This is a genomic window from Salsipaludibacter albus, assembly GCF_019798055.1.
Taxonomy (GTDB): domain Bacteria; phylum Actinomycetota; class Nitriliruptoria; order Nitriliruptorales; family Nitriliruptoraceae; genus Salsipaludibacter; species Salsipaludibacter albus.
In genome coordinates this window covers 15,779-34,640 of the sequence record NZ_JAHOPH010000037.1, presented here as the reverse complement: position 1 = coordinate 34,640, position 18,862 = coordinate 15,779, and the positions used below count along the sequence as shown (strand labels likewise).

17 protein-coding genes are annotated in these 18,862 nt (G+C 72.5%); 2 read left to right on the top strand and 15 right to left on the bottom strand.

Features of this window, described 5'->3' with window-relative positions:
* Positions 1 to 391 precede the first annotated feature (391 nt).
* Positions 392 to 1,366: a type IV toxin-antitoxin system AbiEi family antitoxin domain-containing protein gene (locus KR546_RS16615; protein ID WP_238445840.1), complete on the top strand. Its 975-nt coding sequence runs from the start codon at positions 392 to 394 to the stop codon at positions 1,364 to 1,366.
* A gap of 196 nt (positions 1,367 to 1,562) precedes the next feature.
* Here KR546_RS16615 and KR546_RS16610 read toward each other — a convergent pair whose 3' ends face one another.
* The 9 genes from KR546_RS16610 to rpsB form a co-directional block, all read right to left on the bottom strand.
* The gene (locus tag KR546_RS16610) at positions 1,563 to 3,209 is read right to left on the bottom strand and encodes an ABC-F family ATP-binding cassette domain-containing protein (RefSeq protein ID WP_238445839.1); all 1,647 of its coding nucleotides are present in this window, start codon (positions 3,207 to 3,209) and stop codon (positions 1,563 to 1,565) included.
* An 87-nt stretch (positions 3,210 to 3,296) separates the two neighbouring features.
* Complete coding sequence (locus KR546_RS16605; RefSeq protein WP_338019186.1) at positions 3,297 to 4,778, bottom strand: M50 family metallopeptidase; 1,482 nt, start codon at positions 4,776 to 4,778, stop codon at positions 3,297 to 3,299.
* Between the two features lie 174 nt (positions 4,779 to 4,952).
* The gene (dxr, locus tag KR546_RS16600) at positions 4,953 to 6,110 is read right to left on the bottom strand and encodes a 1-deoxy-D-xylulose-5-phosphate reductoisomerase (RefSeq protein WP_238445838.1); all 1,158 of its coding nucleotides are present in this window, start codon (positions 6,108 to 6,110) and stop codon (positions 4,953 to 4,955) included.
* Positions 6,107 to 7,354, bottom strand: coding sequence for a dual-specificity RNA methyltransferase RlmN (gene rlmN / locus KR546_RS16595; RefSeq protein ID WP_238445837.1), 1,248 nt, complete (start codon positions 7,352 to 7,354; stop codon positions 6,107 to 6,109). The genes dxr and rlmN overlap by 4 nt, the downstream gene beginning before the upstream one ends.
* Complete coding sequence (locus KR546_RS16590) at positions 7,351 to 8,193, bottom strand: phosphatidate cytidylyltransferase (RefSeq protein ID WP_238445836.1); 843 nt, start codon at positions 8,191 to 8,193, stop codon at positions 7,351 to 7,353. Before KR546_RS16590 ends, rlmN begins: the two co-directional genes overlap by 4 nt.
* Before the next feature lie 5 nt (positions 8,194 to 8,198).
* The gene (gene frr, locus KR546_RS16585) at positions 8,199 to 8,780 is read right to left on the bottom strand and encodes a ribosome recycling factor (protein WP_238445835.1); all 582 of its coding nucleotides are present in this window, start codon (positions 8,778 to 8,780) and stop codon (positions 8,199 to 8,201) included.
* A 148-nt stretch (positions 8,781 to 8,928) separates the two neighbouring features.
* Positions 8,929 to 9,642 carry a UMP kinase gene (gene pyrH, locus KR546_RS16580; protein ID WP_238445842.1) on the bottom strand — a complete coding sequence of 238 codons (714 nt, stop codon included), beginning with the start codon at positions 9,640 to 9,642 and terminating at the stop codon, positions 8,929 to 8,931.
* Between the two features lie 128 nt (positions 9,643 to 9,770).
* Entirely contained in the window at positions 9,771 to 10,382 is a 612-nt protein-coding gene (gene tsf, locus KR546_RS16575; protein WP_238445834.1) for an elongation factor Ts, read from the bottom strand.
* Positions 10,383 to 10,492: 110 nt separating this feature from the next.
* Positions 10,493 to 11,425, bottom strand: a complete 933-nt coding sequence (gene rpsB / locus KR546_RS16570) for a 30S ribosomal protein S2 (protein ID WP_238445833.1) — start codon at positions 11,423 to 11,425, stop codon at positions 10,493 to 10,495.
* Positions 11,426 to 11,800: 375 nt separating this feature from the next.
* Here rpsB and KR546_RS16565 point away from each other — a divergent pair, with 375 nt between their 5' ends.
* Positions 11,801 to 12,484 (top strand): 5' nucleotidase, NT5C type, encoded by a 684-nt coding sequence (locus KR546_RS16565; RefSeq protein WP_238445832.1) that lies wholly within the window; start codon positions 11,801 to 11,803, stop codon positions 12,482 to 12,484.
* A 9-nt stretch (positions 12,485 to 12,493) separates the two neighbouring features.
* Here the strand turns inward: KR546_RS16565 and KR546_RS16560 are convergent, their stop codons facing one another.
* The 6 genes from KR546_RS16560 to KR546_RS16535 all read right to left on the bottom strand — a co-directional run bounded on the left by KR546_RS16560 (position 12,494) and on the right by KR546_RS16535 (position 18,859).
* Complete coding sequence (locus KR546_RS16560) at positions 12,494 to 12,979, bottom strand: GNAT family N-acetyltransferase (protein ID WP_238445841.1); 486 nt, start codon at positions 12,977 to 12,979, stop codon at positions 12,494 to 12,496.
* 5 nt (positions 12,980 to 12,984) lie between these two features.
* On the bottom strand, positions 12,985 to 13,635 hold the full coding sequence (locus KR546_RS16555) for a Crp/Fnr family transcriptional regulator (RefSeq protein ID WP_238445831.1): 651 nt from the start codon (positions 13,633 to 13,635) through the stop codon (positions 12,985 to 12,987).
* 125 nt (positions 13,636 to 13,760) lie between these two features.
* On the bottom strand, positions 13,761 to 15,272 hold the full coding sequence (locus KR546_RS16550; protein WP_238445830.1) for a hypothetical protein: 1,512 nt from the start codon (positions 15,270 to 15,272) through the stop codon (positions 13,761 to 13,763).
* A gap of 151 nt (positions 15,273 to 15,423) precedes the next feature.
* The gene (locus KR546_RS16545) at positions 15,424 to 15,996 is read right to left on the bottom strand and encodes a M23 family metallopeptidase (RefSeq protein ID WP_238445829.1); all 573 of its coding nucleotides are present in this window, start codon (positions 15,994 to 15,996) and stop codon (positions 15,424 to 15,426) included.
* 44 nt (positions 15,997 to 16,040) lie between these two features.
* A complete protein-coding gene (locus tag KR546_RS16540) occupies positions 16,041 to 17,234 on the bottom strand; it encodes a DNA-processing protein DprA (protein ID WP_238445828.1) in 1,194 nt (397 codons plus the stop codon).
* Positions 17,231 to 18,859, bottom strand: coding sequence for a YifB family Mg chelatase-like AAA ATPase (locus tag KR546_RS16535; RefSeq protein ID WP_238445827.1), 1,629 nt, complete (start codon positions 18,857 to 18,859; stop codon positions 17,231 to 17,233). Before KR546_RS16535 ends, KR546_RS16540 begins: the two co-directional genes overlap by 4 nt.
* Between the last annotated feature and the right edge of the window lie 3 nt (positions 18,860 to 18,862).

The window sequence follows — 18,862 nt, the reverse complement described above, 5'->3', positions numbered from 1 at the left end:
CACCCCCGATGGGCGCCCCCACCCGCGATGCCTGCCCAGACGGTGTGCGGATCTCGTGCCTCCCGGCACGAGAAGGGCACGCCTGGGCAGTCCGACACCGACGGGGCACGCCCACCGGATCGTGTGCCGAACCCGTGCCCCGGAGCACGGGGCCGGCACTCCGCGCCGGCCCGAACACGGCGACCCTTCGACGCGCGTGCCCGACCCGTGCCTCGCGGCTCGACAGCCGCACACGGTGACCGGCGGCCGGGACAGGCACCACGGATCCGTGGCCGCCGACGGGATCCAGTCCCGCGTACCCAGACGGCCCCGCAGCCGGGACAGCCCCCTGTCGTCCACAGGCCGCCCGGTGGACGTTCCCCCGCCGGCCAGCCGGAGCAACCCTGACAGCGTGTCCCACGACCACGGCCTCGCCAGCATCTGCCGACGACAGTTCGGTGTCTTCAGCCATGCCCAGGCCCGGACATGCGGCATCGCCGACAGCACGATCGTTCGACGGGTCGGTCGGGGACGCTACGCCCGGCTGTTCCCGGGCGTGTTCATGGATCGTGCCGTGCCCGAGACGTGGGAGGCGCGGGCGATGGCGGCCCAGCTCAGCGTCGGTGGCGACGCTGTCCTCGCCCGCACCACCGCGGCGCGGATCCACGACCTGGACCTCCCCACCGGGATCGGGGACCGAGCCCTCCACCTCCTGTCCCACGTGCGCTCCTTCCCGACGTCACCGGGGCTGGTCGTGCACCGCTCCAAGAGCTTCGACGACAGCGACGTCACCCGGATCGGCCCGTTCACCCTGACCACGGTCACGCGTACCGTCCTCGATGTCGCCGCCGACCTCGACCCATCCCTCCTGCGTCGCATCCTGTCCGAGGGTGTCCGGCGGCAGCTCACCGACGCGACCGCCCTGCGGGCGACCGCTCGACGACTGGGGCCGGTGGCAGGACGGCGAGTGGTGTTGGACATGGCCGACGAGCTCTCGCCGCTGGACGCCGCCTGTCGTTCGCCACTGGAGACCGAATTCCTCCACCTGGTCTCGGCTGCAGGCCTGCCCCCGACCGCCATGAACCACCCCGTCGTGGACGGTGCCGGCCGGCGCCGCGTGGTCGACGCGGTCTACCTGCCGGAGCGGGTGCCGATCGAGCTCGACTCGCGCCGCTGGCACCACGGTCGGCTGGACCGCAACGACGACGAGCGGCGCGAGCGCGCCATCGTCGCAGCTGGGTGGCGTGAGTTCCTCCACTTCACGAGCACCGACCTGCGCGAGGGTCCCCGACTGGTCGTGGACGAGGTGCGTCGGGAACTCGAGTCCGCTCGCGGCACCCCGCTCCCGACGAGGACGTCACCCGTGGCCAACATCGGGGACGGGTGACGCGTCCGAGGACTGAGCACGTCGACTGGAGCACCTCCCGTGCCGGCGTCGTGCCTCCGGGCACGAGACCAGCACACGATCCGCGGCCGCCACCTTCCCGCGGCGGCGAGCGCACTCATCGTGTGCCGTCACCGTGCGTCTGGGCACGGGAGCAGCACACGATCCATCGGGGCGAGTGGCGGGGGCTGGTGTCGACTCAGGGAAGTCGCAGGGGCATGGCGGCCGAGGGGTGCACGGCATCGATGCCGTCGGCCAGCACGGCCAGGGCGTCGTCGACCTCGTCGAGCTCGCGGACGGTGCCGTCGTGGTCGAGGTGCCAGAACCGCGCGAGGGAACGCAGGTGGGCGCGGTCGTGCGACACCGTGACGACCGCCCCGTCGAAGGACTCGAGGGCGTCCTCCAATGCCTTGGCCGAGTCGATGTCGAGGTTGTCGGTCGGCTCGTCGAGCAGCAGCAGGTTCACCCCGCCGAGCTCCAGCAGCAGGATGGACAACCGAGCCTTCTGGCCCCCGGACAGGGTGTCGTAGTCCTGCTGGGCGGTGCCGACCAGTCCGTAGCGGGCCAGCGCCCCCATCGCCCGCTCGGTGTTGCCGGTCACGGACTCGACGACCTCCAGGGGTCGGCGCCCGGCCAGCTCCGGCTGGGCGTTGACCTGGCGGAAGTAGCCCACCCGCACGGTGTCGCTGGCCTGGACGTGGCCGCGGTGGTCGGCCAGGTCACCCGCGAGCACCCGGACGAGGTGGGTCTTGCCCGACCCGTTCGGCCCGATCAGGCCGATGCGGTCGCCGACGCGCACGTCGGCCGACAACGGGGCGACCAGCCCGTCGATCGCGATGTCGTCGAGCTTGAGCATCCGGCGCCCGGTCGTCCCGCCCTGCAGGCGAACACCGACCCGCTGGTCGGCGACCGGGGCCGGAGGGGGACCCTGCTCCACCCAGTGCCGCCACCGAGTCTCGGCCGCGTCGGCCTTGGGGGCGAAGTTGTCGTAGTAGCGCGCCCGTTCCTTGAGCAGCTTGTAGTAGCGACGGAGTCGGAGCTCCTCGTCCTGCCACCGTTGGAGGGCGTCCCCGAGCCGCTCCTGGCGGTCCCGCCGGGCCTGTTCGTAGGTCGTCCACGAGCCATGGTGCAGCCACGCGCCGCCGGCCTCCAGGGTGACCAGCAGGTCGGGAGCGGCGGCCAGGAGCTCGCGGTCGTGGCTGATCACCAGGATGGTCTGGCGGGATGCGGCCAGGGCCGCCTCCAGGCCGCGCTTGCCCGGGACGTCGAGGTAGTTGTCGGGCTCGTCCAGCAGGAGCGTGTCGATCCCGGGCGCGCCCAGCAGCGTGGCCAGCACCAGTCCCTTGCGCTCGCCGCCGGACAGGGTGGTCGCGTCGCGGGCGGCGACGTCGTCGAAGCCGACCCCGAGGACCTGGCGGCAGGCCGCGTCCCAGCGCCCCTCGAGGTCGTAGCCACCGAGGTCGCCCCAGCGGCCGAGGTGCTCGGCCAGGGCGATGCCCGCGTGGTCGTCACCACCTGCCAGGGCGTCCTCGGCGTCGCACAGGTCGGCGTTGATGGCATCGAGTGGTGGCGGCGCGAACCGGCCGAGCAGCCGGCGGATGTCACGCGCGTCCTGCTCCGGACCGAACCCGACCTCCTGGGGCATGAACCGGACGGTGCCGGGTGCCTCGACCGTCCCCTCGTCGGGTCGCAGCTCACCGGCGAGCAGGCGCATGACGGTGGTCTTGCCGACCCCGTTGGGGCCGACCAGCCCGGCCGTGGCGCCGGTGGGGACCATGAACGACACGTCCGAGAACCCCCCGACGTCGCCGGGATGGGTGAAGGCCAGGTCCGTCACGCGCAGCATGCCGCGATCCTAGGCCCGCTCACCCCGGCGGCGACGCCCTGTCCACCCCAGCCGTCCCCGCACCGCCCACCCGCGGCGCATGCAACATCACGGCAGCTGGATCGGGTTGGTGATGTCGAGCCAGATGAGGCCGAGGCCGACGGTGCCCAGGACCAGCAGGACCGGCAGCGCGATCGCCGCCACGGTCCGGGGGTCGACCGTGAAGTCGGCTGGCCTGCCGAGCAGCCGGCGGACCCGGTTGGTCACCACCTCCACGCCCAGCACGGCGAGGTGCCCGCCGTCCAGGGGCGGCAGGGGCAGCAGGTTCAGGACCCCGATGAACACGTTGACGGACACGATCATCCACACCAGGAACATCAGGCCCGCGGCCGCGACGCCCTGGCCGGTCATCGCCGCACCCCCGACCATCGAGATGCCGCCCGTGGCCTCGCGCTCCTCCTCGCCCGAGATCTCGCCGAACAGCTGGCCGATGCCCTCGGGGCCGAAGACGTCGCCGATCGCCCCGATGCTGGCGGCCACCTGGGCCGGCACCGACCGGTCCCCGAGGAAGGTCTCGTCGAAGGCCTCGCCAAGCGTGGATCGCCGGGTCTCGAACGCCGGCGCGAAGCCGAACTGGCCGATGGTCTCGCCCGTGTCGGGATCCTCCACGGCCGCCGGCTCGCCGGTGAGCTCGAGGATCTCGCCGTTGCGGTCGGCAGTGATCGTGATCGGCTCGCCGGGATGCTCGCGGATCGCGTCGCGCAGGACCAGGAAGTCGTCGGACTCGCGTCCGTCGACGGACAGGACCCGGTCGCCGGCCTGCAGTCCGACCTCCTCGGCAGGCGAGCCGGCCTGGATCGAGGCGATCTCGTTGCTGGGCTGTCCGGTGTTCTGGGGCAGCAGGAGCAGACCGAGGAACAGCAGCACGATCGCGATGACGAAGTGCCAGAACGACCCGGCGGCCAGCACGATCGCCCGCTGCCACGCGGGCCGATCGTGGAAGAAGCGGCCCTCGTCGCCACGCGCGAGCCGGTGGTGCAGGGACGACAACCGCTCCTGGGCGTCGGCCGGGACGTCGTCGGCAACGGCCGGGACGTGGCGGTCGACGGCGTCGGCGACGACCGACGCGGCCGCCTCGGGGGTGGACGGCGCGTCGCTGCGCACGTCGTCGAGGATGGCCCGGCGGATGTCGACCGGTGCGCCGCGCTCGTCGAGGAGGTGGTCGAGGTCGGCCAGGGCAGCGTCGGTCACCAGCGGCACGGTGAGCAGGTCGGCCCCGGTGGCGTCGGCCTGGTCGCGCCGCTGGGCCGCGAGGCGCTCCGAGTCGGCCCACGCGATGCCGACGGGGGGGCGTCGCTCCTCGCCTCGGGCCATGCCGCGCACCCGCACGAACCCACCGGCCGGCAGCGCCTTGACGCCGTACTCGGTCTCGCCCCGACGGGTCGACCAGATGGTCGGGCCGAAGCCGAGGAAGAACTTGTCGGCTCGCATCCCGAACCGTCGCGCGGTGGAGAAGTGGCCCCATTCGTGGACCATGATCGACACGATGATGGCGACCACGAAGGCCACGATGCCGAAGGTGGCGGTCACGGGGTGCTCCTGGAGCGGGTCGGGGCGTCACCGGTTGCGGTGGCCGGGCGGGGGGTCGTTCGACGCCGGCACGGCCGCAACGGTTCCCCCAGTGTGCCGCATTCCTCGTCGGCCACCGGGCCGGCCGCCACGGCCACCGGGCCGGCCGTCACGGCCACGGTGGCGCCACGCGGGTCAGCGCGCCGCGATCGCCCGCCTGGTGTGCGCACGGGCCCATCGGTCCGCGTCCAGGACGTCGTCGACGTCGCGGGGAGCCGGCGTGTGGCCGCCGGCATGCGCCTCCAGGGCGTCGGCGATGGCGGTCGCGATGTCCAGCCAGGCCAGTCGGTCGTCGAGGAAGGCCTCGACCGCGACCTCGTTGGCGGCGTTGGCGACCGCCGGGTGGGTCCCGCCGAGACGACCGGCCTCGACGACCAGTCCCAGCGCCGGGAACGCGTCGTGGTCGACGGGCTCGAAGTCCAGCGACGTGGCGCTCGTCCAGTCCATGGCGACGAACGCGCGATCGAGCCGTTCGGGCCAGCCCAGCGCGAGCTGGATCGGCAGCCGCATGTCGGGCGGCGACAACTGGGCGATGGTGGAGCCGTCCACGAACTCGACCATCGAGTGGACGATCGACTGGGGGTGCACGACCGGCTCGATCCGCTCCATCGGCAGGTCGAACAGCAGGTGCGCCTCGACCAGTTCCAGTCCCTTGTTGGCCAGCGTCGACGAGTTGACCGTGATCAGCGGGCCCATCGACCAGGTCGGGTGGTCCAGGGCCTCGGCCGCGGTGACGTCCCGGAGGTCGTCCCGACGACGGCCACGGAACGGGCCACCGGACGCCGTGACGACCAGCCGCGCGACCTCGCGGGGCGTGCCGGCGCGAAGGCACTGGGCGAGGGCCGAGTGCTCCGAGTCGACCGGCAGCAGGTGGGTCGCGCGACCACCGGCCCGGTCGGCCGCGGCCACGACCAGGTCGCCCCCGACGATCAGGGACTCCTTGTTGGCCAGGGCGACGGGTGTCCCCGCCTCGAGTGCGGTCATGGTGGCGACCAGGCCGGCCGCACCGTCGATGCCGTTGAGCACGACGTCGGCCTCGATCGCGGCCAGCTCCTCGACCGCCGCCGCTCCCCCGGCGACGGCCCGCCCGCCGGGTGCCGACGCGGCCGCGTCGGGGTCGGCCACGGCGAGGCGGTCGACCCCGAACTCCTCGGCCTGGGCGACCAGCCCGTCGACGTCCTGTCCGGTCCCCAGCGCGACCACCTCGAAGCGCTCGGGATGGGCCCGTACGACGTCCAGGGCCTGGGTCCCGATCGAGCCGGTCGAGCCGAGGATGACGAGGCGGGTGGTCACGACTCCGGGTCCTGCCGGCGGGCGTCGATCCGCTCGGCCGCGCCGACGGCGACGGGGAGGCGGCGCCCCTGCCCCAGCGTGTAGGAGGCCAGCAGCTGGCCACAGGCGGCGTCCGCGTCACGACCGCGGGTGTCCCGCAGGGTCGCGTTCGCGCCGGCCTCGTCCAGGGTGGACATGAACCGTGCGACCGCCGCGGCACTGGGCTCCTTCCAGCGCACGCCGGGGGTCGGGTTCATCGGGATGACGTTGACGTGGCTGCGGGTGCGACGGGCGATCGCCGCCAGCCCTCGCGCCTGCTCGTCGGAGTCGTTGACGTCACCGATCAGGCACCACTCGATCGAGACCCGACGGTTGGTCGTGGCCCGGTAGTCCTCCATCGCCGCCTCGACACTGGCCAGTGGGTGCTGGCGGTTGGGTGGCACGAGGTCGTCGCGCAACTCGTCGTCGGACGCGTGCAGGGACACCGCGAGGGTGACCGGCTTGCCGTGCTGGGCGAGCCGCCGGATCGCGGGCACCAGCCCGACCGTCGACACCGTGATGCTGCGTGCGGACAGCCCGAGTCGCTCGTGGAGGTAGTCGATGGTGGCGAGGGTGGCGGGCAGGTTGGCCATCGGCTCGCCCATGCCCATGAACACGACGTTGGTCACCCGCTCGGGGTGGCCGTCCGGAAGTCGCAGGTCACCCGACTCCTCGGCCTGGACCTCCACGGCCGCCGACAGCTGGCCCGACGCGAGCACGGCGTGGGCGACCATCACCTGGCGGATCACCTCGCCGGCGGTGAGCTGGCGTCGGAAGCCTGCCTGGCCGGTCGCGCAGAACGGGCACCCCATCGCGCAGCCGGCCTGGGTGGAGATGCAGACCGTGGCCCGGTCGGGATAGAGCATCAGGACGGTCTCGATCGCGACGCCGTCGTGGTACTCCAGCAGCAGCTTGTGGGTGCGCCCGGCGTCGGCGACGGAGTGGGCGACCAGGCGCGGGCGGGTCGGGCCGAAGCGCGCCGCCAGGCTCGCCCGCAGGTCCGTGGGCAGGTTGGTCATCTGGTGGGGATCGTCCACCCCGCGGTCGAGCCACTCCGCCACCTGGTCGGCCCGGTAGCTCGGCTGGTCCAGTTCCTCCAGCAGGGCGGCGATGCCGTCGTGGTCCAGGTCGTAGGGGTCCAGCACCGCGACGTCGTCGGGGCTGGCCGGGTCGGCGGCGGCGTCGGGGCCAGCCGTGTCGGGGGTCTCGGCGGGGTCCCGGCTCACAGCACGACCATCACGGCGTAGGCGACCGGCAGGGCGAACAGGATCCCGTCGACCCGGTCCATGATCCCCCCGTGGCCCGGCAGCAGCGTGCCGAAGTCCTTGATCCCCAGGTCCCGCTTGACCATCGACTCGAACAGGTCGCCGACGAACCCGGCCAGCGCGACCGCGACCGCCACGACCGCGACGTCGAACACCGGCAGGTCGGAGATCTGCGGGATCACCAGGGCGGCCACGACGCCCGCGACCAGGATCCCTCCCACCAGGCCCTCCCACGACTTGTTGGGTGATAGCGAGGGTGCCACGGGCGTGCGTCCGATCCAGGTCCCGACGGCATAGGCGCCGATGTCGGCGAACGCGGTGGCCCCGATCGCGAGCAGCAGCCGCGGCGCTCCCTGGTCGTCGAGGTTGACGATCAGGACGGCGAACGACCCCAGCAGGCTGATCCACAGGCCCAGGATCACCGTGGTGCCGAGGCGCAGGAGCGCCTGGCGACGCTCCGGTCCGACCAGCAGCCAGCCGGCACTGCCGAGGAACAGGACCAGCAGGCCCGCGACCTGGCCGAGGTGACCGGCCCGCAGCGTGGTGACGGCGATGACGACCGCGGTCAGGACGAGCACGGGGACGATCGAGCGGTGGCCGAGCTCACGCAACTGGGCCGCGGCCTCGATCGACGCCGCGACCATGAACAGCCCGATGAGCGTGGCCGATGCCGCCGGGGACCAGTAGGTGGTGCCGATGAACGCGACCGCCAGGACCACCCCGATGCCGATCGCCATCGGCAGGTTGCGCCCGGCAGAACGTGCGGGCGTGGTCGCGGAGTCGGGGAGCTGGTCGGTCACGGTGGTCAGACCTCGAGGAGGTCGACTTCCTTCTGTTCGAGCAGCTCGTCGATCGTGGTGACGTGGCGCTTGGTGATCTCCTCGACCCGGTCGGCGTGGCGCTTCTGCTCGTCCTGGCTGATCTCGCCCTCCTCCTCCAACAGGTCGAGCTCGTCGCGGGCGTCGCGTCGCACGTTGCGGATCGCGATCCGCCCGTCCTCGGCGGCCGCCCTCGCGAGCTTGATGTACTCGCGACGTCGCTCCTCGGTCAGCTCCGGGAAGATGCACCGGATGATGTGGCCGTCGGTGGACGGGTTGAGGCCGAGGTCGGACTCGCGGATCGCCCGCTCGATGTCGTTGACGGTCGACTGGTCGAAGGGGTTGACGACGAGGATGCGTGGCTCGGGGACGGAGAAGTTTGCGAGCTGCTGCAGCGGGGTCCGCGTGCCGTAGTAGTCGACCTGGATCCGGTTGAGGATCCTGGGGTTGGCACGACCGGTGCGGATGGCGGCGAAGTCCTCGCGCACACGTTCGATCGCCCCGTCCATCCGCGAGCTGGCGTCGCGCAGGACGGAGTCGGGGGTGAGGTCGGCACTCGTGTCACTCATGGGGTCGCACTCGATTCTGGTCGGCCGTGGGCACGAACGGTCCACCCGACGGACCGGGCGTGGTGGCCCATGCTATGCGAGGCATCTGCGCCGGGTCCGACGACCTGCGGGCTGCCGATCGGGCCGAGCGGGGCCCGGCCGCGTCGCCTCAGGCGCCGCGGCTGGTGACCAGGGTGCCGACCGGCTCGCCGGCCACGACCCGGCCGAGGTTGCCCTCGCGGAGCAGCTCGAAGACGATGATCGGGAGCTGGTTGTCCATGCACAGCGAGATGGCGGTGGCGTCCATCACCTTCAGGCCCTGGTTGAGGACCGACAGGAAGTCGAGGTGCTCGTAGCGCGTCGCCGCGTCGTCGAGCTTGGGGTCGCGGTCGTAGACGCCGTCGACCTGGGTGCCCTTGAGGATGACGTCGGCGTCGATCTCCAGCGCTCGCTGGGCGGCGGTCGTGTCCGTGGTGAAGTACGGGGCGCCGAGTCCGGCGGCGAAGATGACGATCCGGCCACGCTCGAGGTGGCGCATGGCGCGACGACGGATGTAGGGCTCGGCGACCTCCTGCATGTTGATCGCCGTCTGGACCCTGGTCTCGACCCCGTCGCGTTCGAGCGCGTCCTGCAGCGCCAGTGCGTTGACGACCGTGCCGAGCATGCCCATGTGGTCGGCGGTCGAGCGGTCCATGCCGCGCTCGGCGAACGCCGCGCCGCGGACCATGTTGCCGCCGCCGACCACGACCCCGACCTCGATGCCTCGGCGTGCGACCTCGGCGATCTCCCCGGCGACCATCCGGGCGATCTCGGGATCGACCCCGGCCTTGGTCCCGGGCTCGGCGAACGCCTCGCCCGAGAGCTTGAGCAGGATGCGCTGCATCTCGGGACGCTCGGGCACGCGTGACTCCGCTTCGATCCGGCTGGTCGCGCCGAGCCTACCCACCCCACCTGCCCCCCAACGCCGTGCGCCCCCTCACCAGGAGGGGGCGCACAGAAGGGAGCTTGCGGTCAGTTCCCCACTTCGAAGCGGGCGAAGCGGGCGACCTCGATCTTCTCGCCCAGGATGGCCTGGGTCTCGGAGATGACCTCGGCCACGGTGCGGTCGTCGTCCATGACGAAGGGCTGGTTGAGCAGCACCCACTCCTTGTAGACCTTGGCGACCTTGCCGTCGACGATCTTGTCGACGATGTGCTCGGGCTTGCCCTGCTCGAGCGCCTCCTTGCGGGCGAACTCGCGTTCCTTGGCCACCATCTCCTCGTCGACCTGGTCCTCGCGGACGACCAGCGGCTTCATGGCGGCGATGTGCAGTGCGAGCTGGTGCGCGAGCTGCTGGAACTTCTCGTTCTTGGCCACGAAGTCCGTCTCGGACGACAGCTGGAGCATGACCCCGACCTTGGGCGGCACGCCCGGCGTCGGGGTGTGGGCGTAGGTGTAGACCAGGCCGTCGGACGCGGTGCGCTCGGAGGCGCGGGCGTCCATCTTGGCGCCGGTGCGTTCACGCACCAGGTCGGCGGCCTTGTCGAGGTCACCGTCGGCGTCGTCGAGGGCCTTCTTGCAGGCCATCATCGGCGCGTTGGTGAGCTCGCGGAGCTTCTTGACGTCGGCAGCAGAGATTGCCATGGGAGTTCCTTGGTGGTGGCGGCGCCACGGGGGCGCGACGGACCCGTCGGGTCCGGGGTGGTCCGGGAGGGATGGGCAACGGTCCCGGCGGTCGGCCGGGACCGTGCCAGTCACTCGGCGGCGGCGTCGGCCGGGACCTGGTCGCCGGACGGCTCGTCCGCGGCCTGGTCGTCGGCGGGCTCGGGGGCGGACTCCTCGGAGGAGTCGACCCCGGCCTGGGCAGCCTGCTCGGCGGCCTGCTGGCGCTCGAGCTCGATCTCCCACTCGGCCTTGGGCTCGGAGGCGTCGAGGCCCCCACCGTCGGACGAGGCGGCCTGCATGGCCTGGTGACGCAGTTCCTCGTCGGGCGACCGGGACGCACGCAGCAGCAGCCCGTCGGCGCAGGCGTCACCGATGATCCGGGTCAGCAGGGCCGAGGAACGGATGGCGTCGTCGTTGCCCGGGATCGGGTACTGGACGACGTCGGGATCGCAGTTGGTGTCGAGGATGGCGACCACCGGGATGTGGAGGCGGTTGGCCTCCTTGACGGCGATCTCCTCGATCACGGTGTCCACGACCCAGATCGCGTCGGGCAGCTTGCCCATCTCGCGGATCCCGCCGAGGTTGGTCTGGAGCTTGTCGTGCTCGCGGTTGAGCTCCAGGACCTCCTTCTTGGGCAGCAGCTCGAAGGTGCCGGAGGACTCCATGGCCTCCAGCTCCTTGAGACGGCCGATGCGGCCCTTGATGGTCTCGAAGTTGGTGAGCATCCCGCCCATCCAGCGCTCGGTCACGTAGGGCATGCCCACGCGGTTGGCCTGGTACTGGATGACCTCCTGGGCCTGCTTCTTGGTGCCGACGAACAGCACCGTGCCGCCGTTGGCGACCAGGTCGCGGGTGAAGGTGTACGCCGACTCGATGTAGTCCACCGTCTGGCGGATGTCGATGACGTAGGTTCCGTGGCGCTCTCCGTAGATGAAGCGCTTCATCTTGGGGTTCCAGCGTCGGGTCTGGTGTCCGAAGTGGACCCCGGCCTCGAGCAACTGGCGCATGGTGACGACAGCCATTGAAGATTCCTTTGGTTTCGGTTGGGCCTCCGCCCGCGTCTTCCGCCCGACCCACCCGGGCCTGCGCGATGCAGGGCCCCCGGGCACCGGGGTCGATCCGTCGGCGAGCGTGTGTCGTTGAGGTGGCCGCAGTCGCGGCCGTGTCGGTGTCGATGTGTCCCGCGGCGAGCCGGTCGAGCCGGATCACGGCACGCGGGTCGGGCCCGCTGCGCGGCGTTGCCGCGTTCCACGGGCCCGTACGGGTGCAAGGGTACCGGACCGGTCCTGCATGGTCCGGGACGGGTCGCACGTCGGCCGGGCACCCGGAGGTCCCGACCACTGGACCTCCGCACCACCACTACGATCGAGGCCCATCGGCAACAGGAACAACACGGCATGGCGAACGACCAGTTCATCCTGGGGGTCGACCTCGACGGGGTCGTGGGCGACCACACCCGCCGGTTCCGCGAGATCTACGCCGGTCTGCACGATCTCGACCCGGAGTCGTTGCCACTCGAGCGGGGCTGGGACTTCGCCGAGTGGGGGTTCGCCCCGGACGACTACACCCGCTACCACCGCATCGCCGTGCTCGAACACGGCCTGTTCCGCACGATGCCGTTGATCGAGGGTGCGGCCGACGCCCTCTGGCGGCTGTCGGACGCCGGCATCTGGATCCGGATCGTGACCCATCGGCTCTACATCAACTGGGGCCACGAGAAGGCGGTGGGTGACACCGCCGCGTGGTTGGACGAGCACCGCATCCCCTACCGCGACCTGTGCTTCCTGGGGGCCAAGCCCGAGGTCGAGGCGGACGCCTACATCGACGACGCGCCGCACAACATCCGGGCACTGCGGGAGCGTGGCAACACCGTCATCGCCTTCGACCAGCCCTACAACCGCGACATCGAGGGCCTGCGCGCGACGTCGTGGGACGAGGTCGAGGGCATCGTGACGGACCTGGCGGCCGACAAGCTGGGTGGCATGCCGCTGCAGCTGCCGGGCATCGACGCCGGCGCGGAGCGGTTGTCGCGTCACCAGATGGTCACGACGCCCCAGCCCCGCCCCGATGGCGCCACGTAGGCACCGCAGTCAGAGGTACCGGTGCATGACGTGCAGGCCGACCCGGCCGTGTCGAGCATGGTCGAACGCCTCGGGAACGGTCCCGACGACGGTGAAGCCCAGCGACTCCCACAGGGCCACCGCGGCGTGGTTCGTCTCGACCACGGCGTTGAACTGCATCGCCGTGTACCCGGCCTCCGTGGCAGCGGCGAGGACGTGCTCGCCCAGCCGCCGGCCGACTCCCCTGCCACGCGCAGCGGCATCGACCATGAAGCTGGCGGTCGCGACGTGGGCACCGCGGCCGGGCCGGTTCGGCCCCCACTTCGCACTGCCCACGACCACGCCGTCGTCGACCGCGACCACGCAGTGGTCCGGGGGCGGCGCCATCCACAGGTCGCGCGCGGTGTCCGAGGCCAGGTCGTCGGGATAGGCGTAGGTCTCGCCCGCGACGACGATCTCGCGGAAGAACGGCCAGACGTCCGGCCAGTCGCCGGCGTCGGCCGGTCGGACGAGCAGGTCGGTCACGTGGTGGCCTCGGTCAGGCGGTCTCGGTCCAGCACCTCGATCCAACCACGTCCGGTGGCGATGGCACCCCGGTCGCGCAGCCGGCCGAGGCTGCGGGCGGTCGACTCGCGGGTCGCGCCGACCCAGTCGGCCAGCTCGCGCTGGGTCGTGTCGATCCGCCCGCCATGGGCGTCGTCGTCCAACGTGGCGAGGAGGTCGGCGACCCGCCCGAGGGTGGTCTTGCTGCAGTGCTGCACCAACCGGCGGTCGGCGCGGCGCAGGTTCGCCGTCAGGCACTGCAGGAGGTAGGTCGCGACGTGCGGATCGTCGGCCAGCAGCCGCCGCAGGTGGCGCCGGCAGACCGCGGTCCCCCGTCCGGTGTCGACGACCGTCGCGGTCGCCGCATGGGCCTGTCCGTCCACGGCCGAGACCAGCCCGACGACGCCGCCTCGGTCGACCCGCGCGATGGCCAGGTCCTGGCCGTCGCCGACGGCGATCGACAGCTGGACCGCACCGTCGTCCACCAGCACCAGGGCGTCCGCGGCCTCGCCCTGTCGGTACAGGACCCGCCCCACGTCCAGCTCGATCGGCCGACCCACGGCGTGCAGCACGGACCGTGCCCGGCCCTGCTCGTCGTTCGCCTCGATGCACAACTCGACGGTCTGCATGGATCGCCCCCAACCCATCGCCCCACGCCGCAGCATAGAGCGTGTCCACGTCCACCGGAAGGGCCGACCCCGCGGGGCCGACCCTTCCTGTGGCGACCGCGATCGGTCACGTGGTCATGTCGGCATCAGTCCTTCGTGCCGTCGTGGATCTGAAGGTTGCCACCGGTCAGGTCCTCCCAGACGAAGGCGCCCGAAGCGCAGTCGAGGTCGAAGCTCAGGACGGCGTCGTCCTGGGGCTCACCGTTGTCGGTGAACACTGCGTGCAGGGTGCACCCCTCCTGCCACGCACCGTTGTCGACGCTGACCCGCGCGGTGGCGACCATCGCGGCGGTGTCCGCGTCGGCCTCCGGCGGGGCAGGGTCGCCCCCGAAGTCGTAGAACTGCAGGGCCGTGATCTCGGTGGTGTGGATCTTCACCCCGGCGGCGTGGAAGTTGAAGCTCCACGAACCGACCAGGTCACCCTCGGAGGTGTAGCCGGCGTTGCCACCGAAGCTGAGCTGGTGGACACGGTTCTTGCCCTTGCCGTCGACCACGTTGCCGCCGCCGGTGACGAAGTTCTCCGGGACGAGGATGGTCTTGGTCTCGTAGATGATGTCGCCGGCTGCGTCGACCATCGGCTCACCGTCGATCAGCGCCCAGTCGTTGCAGGTGTAGACCCCGCCCGGGGCGTCGGCCGCGACCGAGATCGTCTCGACGAACGCGACGTCCGCGCCACTCTCGACGACCACGGGGTCCGCGGGGTCGAACGTCGTGCTGATCGGGTACGTGCAGTCGCTGGTCATCGAGACCTCGATCTCGACGGCTGCGATGACGTCGAGGATCGCCTGGGTCACGTCGGCCGGACTCACGCCGCTGAGCGCGTTGCCGCCGGTGGCGCTGGTGATCCTGCTCGCCTGGCCGGGGCTCCCACCCTGGGCACACGTGGCGGTGTAGTCAAAGCTGCCGAGGAGGGGGTCGTCGTCCAGACCGAAGGCATACCCGCCGGTGTTGGTGCTCACGGACACGACCGTGTAGTCGACCGCCAGCAGGTCGGCGGTGACGCTGGCTTCCGTGATGTCGCCGACACCGGTGAACGCGGCACAGACCGGGTCGTGGGCCGGCGCGTCACCGATCCACACCACGATCGGCGTCGAGGTCGCGCCACCGGTGAAGCCGGGCGAGTTGGTGTTGGCGATGCGGTCGAGGGCGTAGAACTGCCCCTCGGGGCCGTCGCTTCCACCCGAGGCCGACAGGCCGACGAGGCCCGTTCCGACGTCCCCACCGATGGAGACCTCGTGCTGGTAGGCGAAGGCGTCGAACGGGAAGTCCTTGTACTGGCCCAGCCCGAACGCCTCGGTCGGTTGCACCGCCTGGACCTGGGCGATGATGGAGCCGATGTCTGCCGTCACCTGGTTGATGACGGCACCCATGCTGCCGGTGGTGTCGACCAGGAAGTAGATCTCCGGGTTCGGTGGGATCTCCGGCGTGTGGACGGTCTTGTCGACTTCGAACGATCCTCCGGGGAAGATGATCTCGTCGACGGATTCTGGTGTCAGTGCCGGGTGGTCGCCGTCCGCGACGGCCGCATGGCCGAACGTGACGGTCGTGGCCACCATGGCCGTGACGGTGAGCAGTTTCACCGCTCGCTTCATGTGCATGCCCCTTGTTCCTGGTTCCCCTGTGACCGCGGGGGTCCCGCGGTCACCTGTACGAGAGCGAACCTACGAGTGCCGGCCGGGCCCGTATGTGACGATGGACACACATGCACGGTGCCCGTCGAGACGTGGCATGCGTTCAGCGGCAACGACGTCAGTTCGGGACCAGTGACGGGACCCACGAGCCCACCAGCGTGGCGGGGTCCACGTACGCCCCGTCGACCCGGGCCGACACGTGGAGCAGCCCGGTGACCGGGCCGGTCGCGTCGGCGTGCGCCGTGGCGGCAGCGACACCCACGACCCGGCCGGGGCGAACCACCTGGCCCTCCTCCACACCGACCACGGACAGCGGCCCGACCGTGGTTCGCACGCCGTCCGGATGGTCGACGCTGACCCAAGCCCGCCCGGCGACCATCCCGGCGAAGCCGACGACCCCGGAGGCCATGGCGTGGACTGCCTGGCCGTGGACGACCGACAGGTCGACGCCGCGATGGCCCGACGACCACGGCTCCGGCGGCGGGTCGAACCCCACGACGAGGCGGCCGGGCACGGGCCAGGCGAACTGCTGGTCGGTCGGACCCACCGGAGCGCTGGCCATCCTGTCGTCGCCCACCCCCGGTGCGCCCCCACCCGGATCCGGCCGAGCCCGAGCCGGGGCGGCGACTGGCGCCGCGAGCACCCCCAGCACCCCGAGCATCAGCACCAGCGCCAGGATCCGAGTCAGCACGATCGCTGGCCGGACGCACCGCGGCGAGGCCGATCCGTCGACGGTCATGCGTCGGGCGGGCGGCGGCAGAGACGCACGCCGTCGACGTCACGGGTGACGGTCCCGGCGACCTGTGCCCGGGTGAGGGCGGCGAGCACCGGTCCCGACCCCGAGCCGCCCTCCTCGACCAGTCGGGCCACGGGAACGGGGCGGGGCCATGCCGCCACCAGGCGGTCGTGCAGCCATCCGGGCAGCCCCGACGTGCCGAGTCCGGCGGGATCGTCGACGCCGCCCCGGTGGTCCAGGTCGCGCCCGTCCTGTGCGGCCTCGAGCACGACCGCCAGCAGGTCGGGCGGGCCGGTGCACACGGCGGCCCCTTCGCGCAGGAGTTGGTGGCTGGCCGCCGAGCCGGGTGCACGCACGTCGCCCGGCACGGCCAGGACCGGGATGCCGAGGTCGGCACCCCACCCCGCGGTGACGAGCGACCCGGACCGTGCACCTCCCTCGACCACCACGATCGCATCGGCGAGGGCGGCGACCAGGCGGTTGCGGGCCCGGACCCGGTGGGCGCGGGGCGGGTCGCCGGGCAGACCCTCGGACAGCACGGCCCCGCCGGCATCGAGCACCCGGGCGAACAGGCCCCCCTCGCGGGCGTGGGGTCGTGGGTAGGCGACGTCGTGGCCACATCCCAGCACCACCGTCGTCCCGCCGGCCCGACCCAGCGCGGCCGTGTGCGCGGCGGCGTCGATCCCGACCGCGCCCCCGCTGACGACCCGGACCCCGGCCTGCGCGGCCTCCTCCGCCAACCACGCGGCGACGCCGGTGCCGTACCCGGTGGCCCGACGCGCACCGACGATCGCGACGGCTGGCCCGACGGACGCCTCGATCGGGCCCCGCAACGCCAGCCAGGGTGGCGCGACCCCGTGGCGCACCAACCGGTCCGGCATGCCGGGATCGCCGGCCAGCGCGACGACGACCCCCTCCCGGCGCCACGTCCGTGCCTGGCCGTCCCCCGGCCCGACCTCCAGGACGGGCGCAGCGGCGAGTTCGCGGACGGCCACCGCCATCGCCACTTCGTCCGCCACGAGCCGGCGCCAGTGGGCGGCGAGCCCCGGGCGGTCGACCGCCGCCCGTCGGACGACCGCGGCCAACATGGCCGGGTCGGTGCCGAGGGCCGCGACCGCCTCCCAGGGATCGCGGTCGTTCGTCGCGTGGTCCTCGCCGTCGCCACGTCCGGGCGGGCCGGATCCCCGGCTCACGCCCGGCCTTCGGTGTCGAGGCGGTAGGCCACGGCCTCGTCGACGTGCTCGTCGACGACCCGGTCGACCTCGTCCAGGTCGGCGATCGTCCGGGCGACCCGCAGGCAGCGATCGAACGTCCGCGCGGACCAGCCGAGCGACTCGACGGCACGGGCGAGCCGAGCCTGGGTGACGCGTGACACGGTGGCGCGCACCACCCGGGCCGGCACGTCCCGGGTGAGTCGGGCCTCCGCCGCCGCCGGGTCGCTCGGCCAGCGCTCGGCGGCACGGTGCCGGGCGGCGGCGACCCGGGCGGCGACCGTCGCGGTGGGTTCGCCGTCGGACGGTCCCACCAGGACGTCCTCGGTCACCGGCTGGAGCTCGAGGTGCAGGTCGATGCGGTCCAGCAACGGACCGGACAGGCGGCTGCGGTAGCGCTGGACCTGGTCCGGCCGACAACGACAGGGCCGGGTCGTCGATCCGGCGTGCCCGCAGGGACAGGGGTTGGCGGCGGCGACCAGCTGGACCCGAGCGGGATAGGTCACCCTGGACCGGGACCGCACCAGCACGATCCGGCCCTGTTCCAGCGGCTCGCGCAACGCGTCCAGCGTGGACCGCGGCGTCTCGAGCACCTCGTCCAGGAACAGCACGCCGCAGTGGGCACGGCTGAGCTCACCGGGCCGTGCGACACCCGTGCCGCCACCGATCAGCCCGGCCGTGGACGTGGCGTGGTGGGGATCGCGGAACGGTGGGGTCACCGACAGGTCGTCGGCCCGTCCGCCCACGATCGACGCGATCGCAGCGACCTCCAGCGCCTCGGCAGGCGTCAGCTCCGGCAGGATCCCCGGCAGCCGCCGGGCCAGCATCGACTTCCCGCATCCCGGCGGGCCCATCATCAGCACGTGGTGGCCCCCGGCCGCCGCGATCTCGAGGCCGCGACGGGCCAACGACTGCCCCCGGACGTCGGCGAGGTCCGGCACCACCCGACGCACCGGGTCGGGCGGTCGCGGGGTCGGCGGACGCGGCACCCGACCGGCCAGCACCTCGACGGCGTGACGCACCGACGACACGCCGACCACCTCGAGCCCCGTCACGAGTGCCGCCTCGTCGGCCACCTCCTCGGCCACGACGAACACGGTGTCGGGATCGTGACGCTGCGCGGCGGTCGCAGCCGGCAGCGTCCCCGGGGTGCCGCGCAGCCGACCGTCCAGGCCCAGCTCGCCCCGCGCCACGACGCCGCGCACGGCCGCCGGTGCGAGCTGGCGTGACGCCACCAGCACCGCCAGTGCCACGGGGAGGTCGAAGCCCGAGCCCTCCTTGCGCAGGCCGGCCGGGGCGAGGTTCACCACGACCTTGGTGTCGGGCAGGTCGAACCCGCTGCGCTGGCAGGCCAGCCGGATCCGGTCGGCGGCCTCGCGCACGGTCGCGTCGGGCAGCCCGACGATCTTGATCTGCGGGAGCCCACCCCCGACCGCGGCCTCGGCGCCCACCGCGGCGCCGTCCAACCCGGTCAGCGCGATCGCGCCGACCCGCGCCAGGACGTCGGGCGACGCGGACGGGTCCCCCTCCCCACCGTCATCGGCCCCCGGCGCGGGCGACGCCACGCGGTCCGGGTCCAGCCGGCGGCCGGTCCGGCCGTCGGTCATGAC

Bases quoted from the DNA above. Each gene is read 5' to 3' on its own strand.
- KR546_RS16555 (WP_238445831.1), bottom strand. From the start codon at position 13,635: ATGCAGACCGTCGAGTTGTGCATCGAGGCGAACGACGAGCAGGGCCGG.
- rpsB (WP_238445833.1), bottom strand. From the start codon at position 11,425: ATGGCTGTCGTCACCATGCGCCAGTTGCTCGAGGCCGGGGTCCACTTC.
- frr (WP_238445835.1), bottom strand. From the start codon at position 8,780: ATGAGTGACACGAGTGCCGACCTCACCCCCGACTCCGTCCTGCGCGAC.
- KR546_RS16550 (WP_238445830.1), bottom strand. From the start codon at position 15,272: ATGCACATGAAGCGAGCGGTGAAACTGCTCACCGTCACGGCCATGGTG.
- KR546_RS16610 (WP_238445839.1), bottom strand. From the start codon at position 3,209: ATGCTGCGCGTGACGGACCTGGCCTTCACCCATCCCGGCGACGTCGGG.
- tsf (WP_238445834.1), bottom strand. From the start codon at position 10,382: ATGGCAATCTCTGCTGCCGACGTCAAGAAGCTCCGCGAGCTCACCAAC.
- KR546_RS16565 (WP_238445832.1), top strand. From the start codon at position 11,801: ATGGCGAACGACCAGTTCATCCTGGGGGTCGACCTCGACGGGGTCGTG.
- pyrH (WP_238445842.1), bottom strand. From the start codon at position 9,642: ATGCAGCGCATCCTGCTCAAGCTCTCGGGCGAGGCGTTCGCCGAGCCC.
- KR546_RS16535 (WP_238445827.1), bottom strand. From the start codon at position 18,859: ATGACCGACGGCCGGACCGGCCGCCGGCTGGACCCGGACCGCGTGGCG.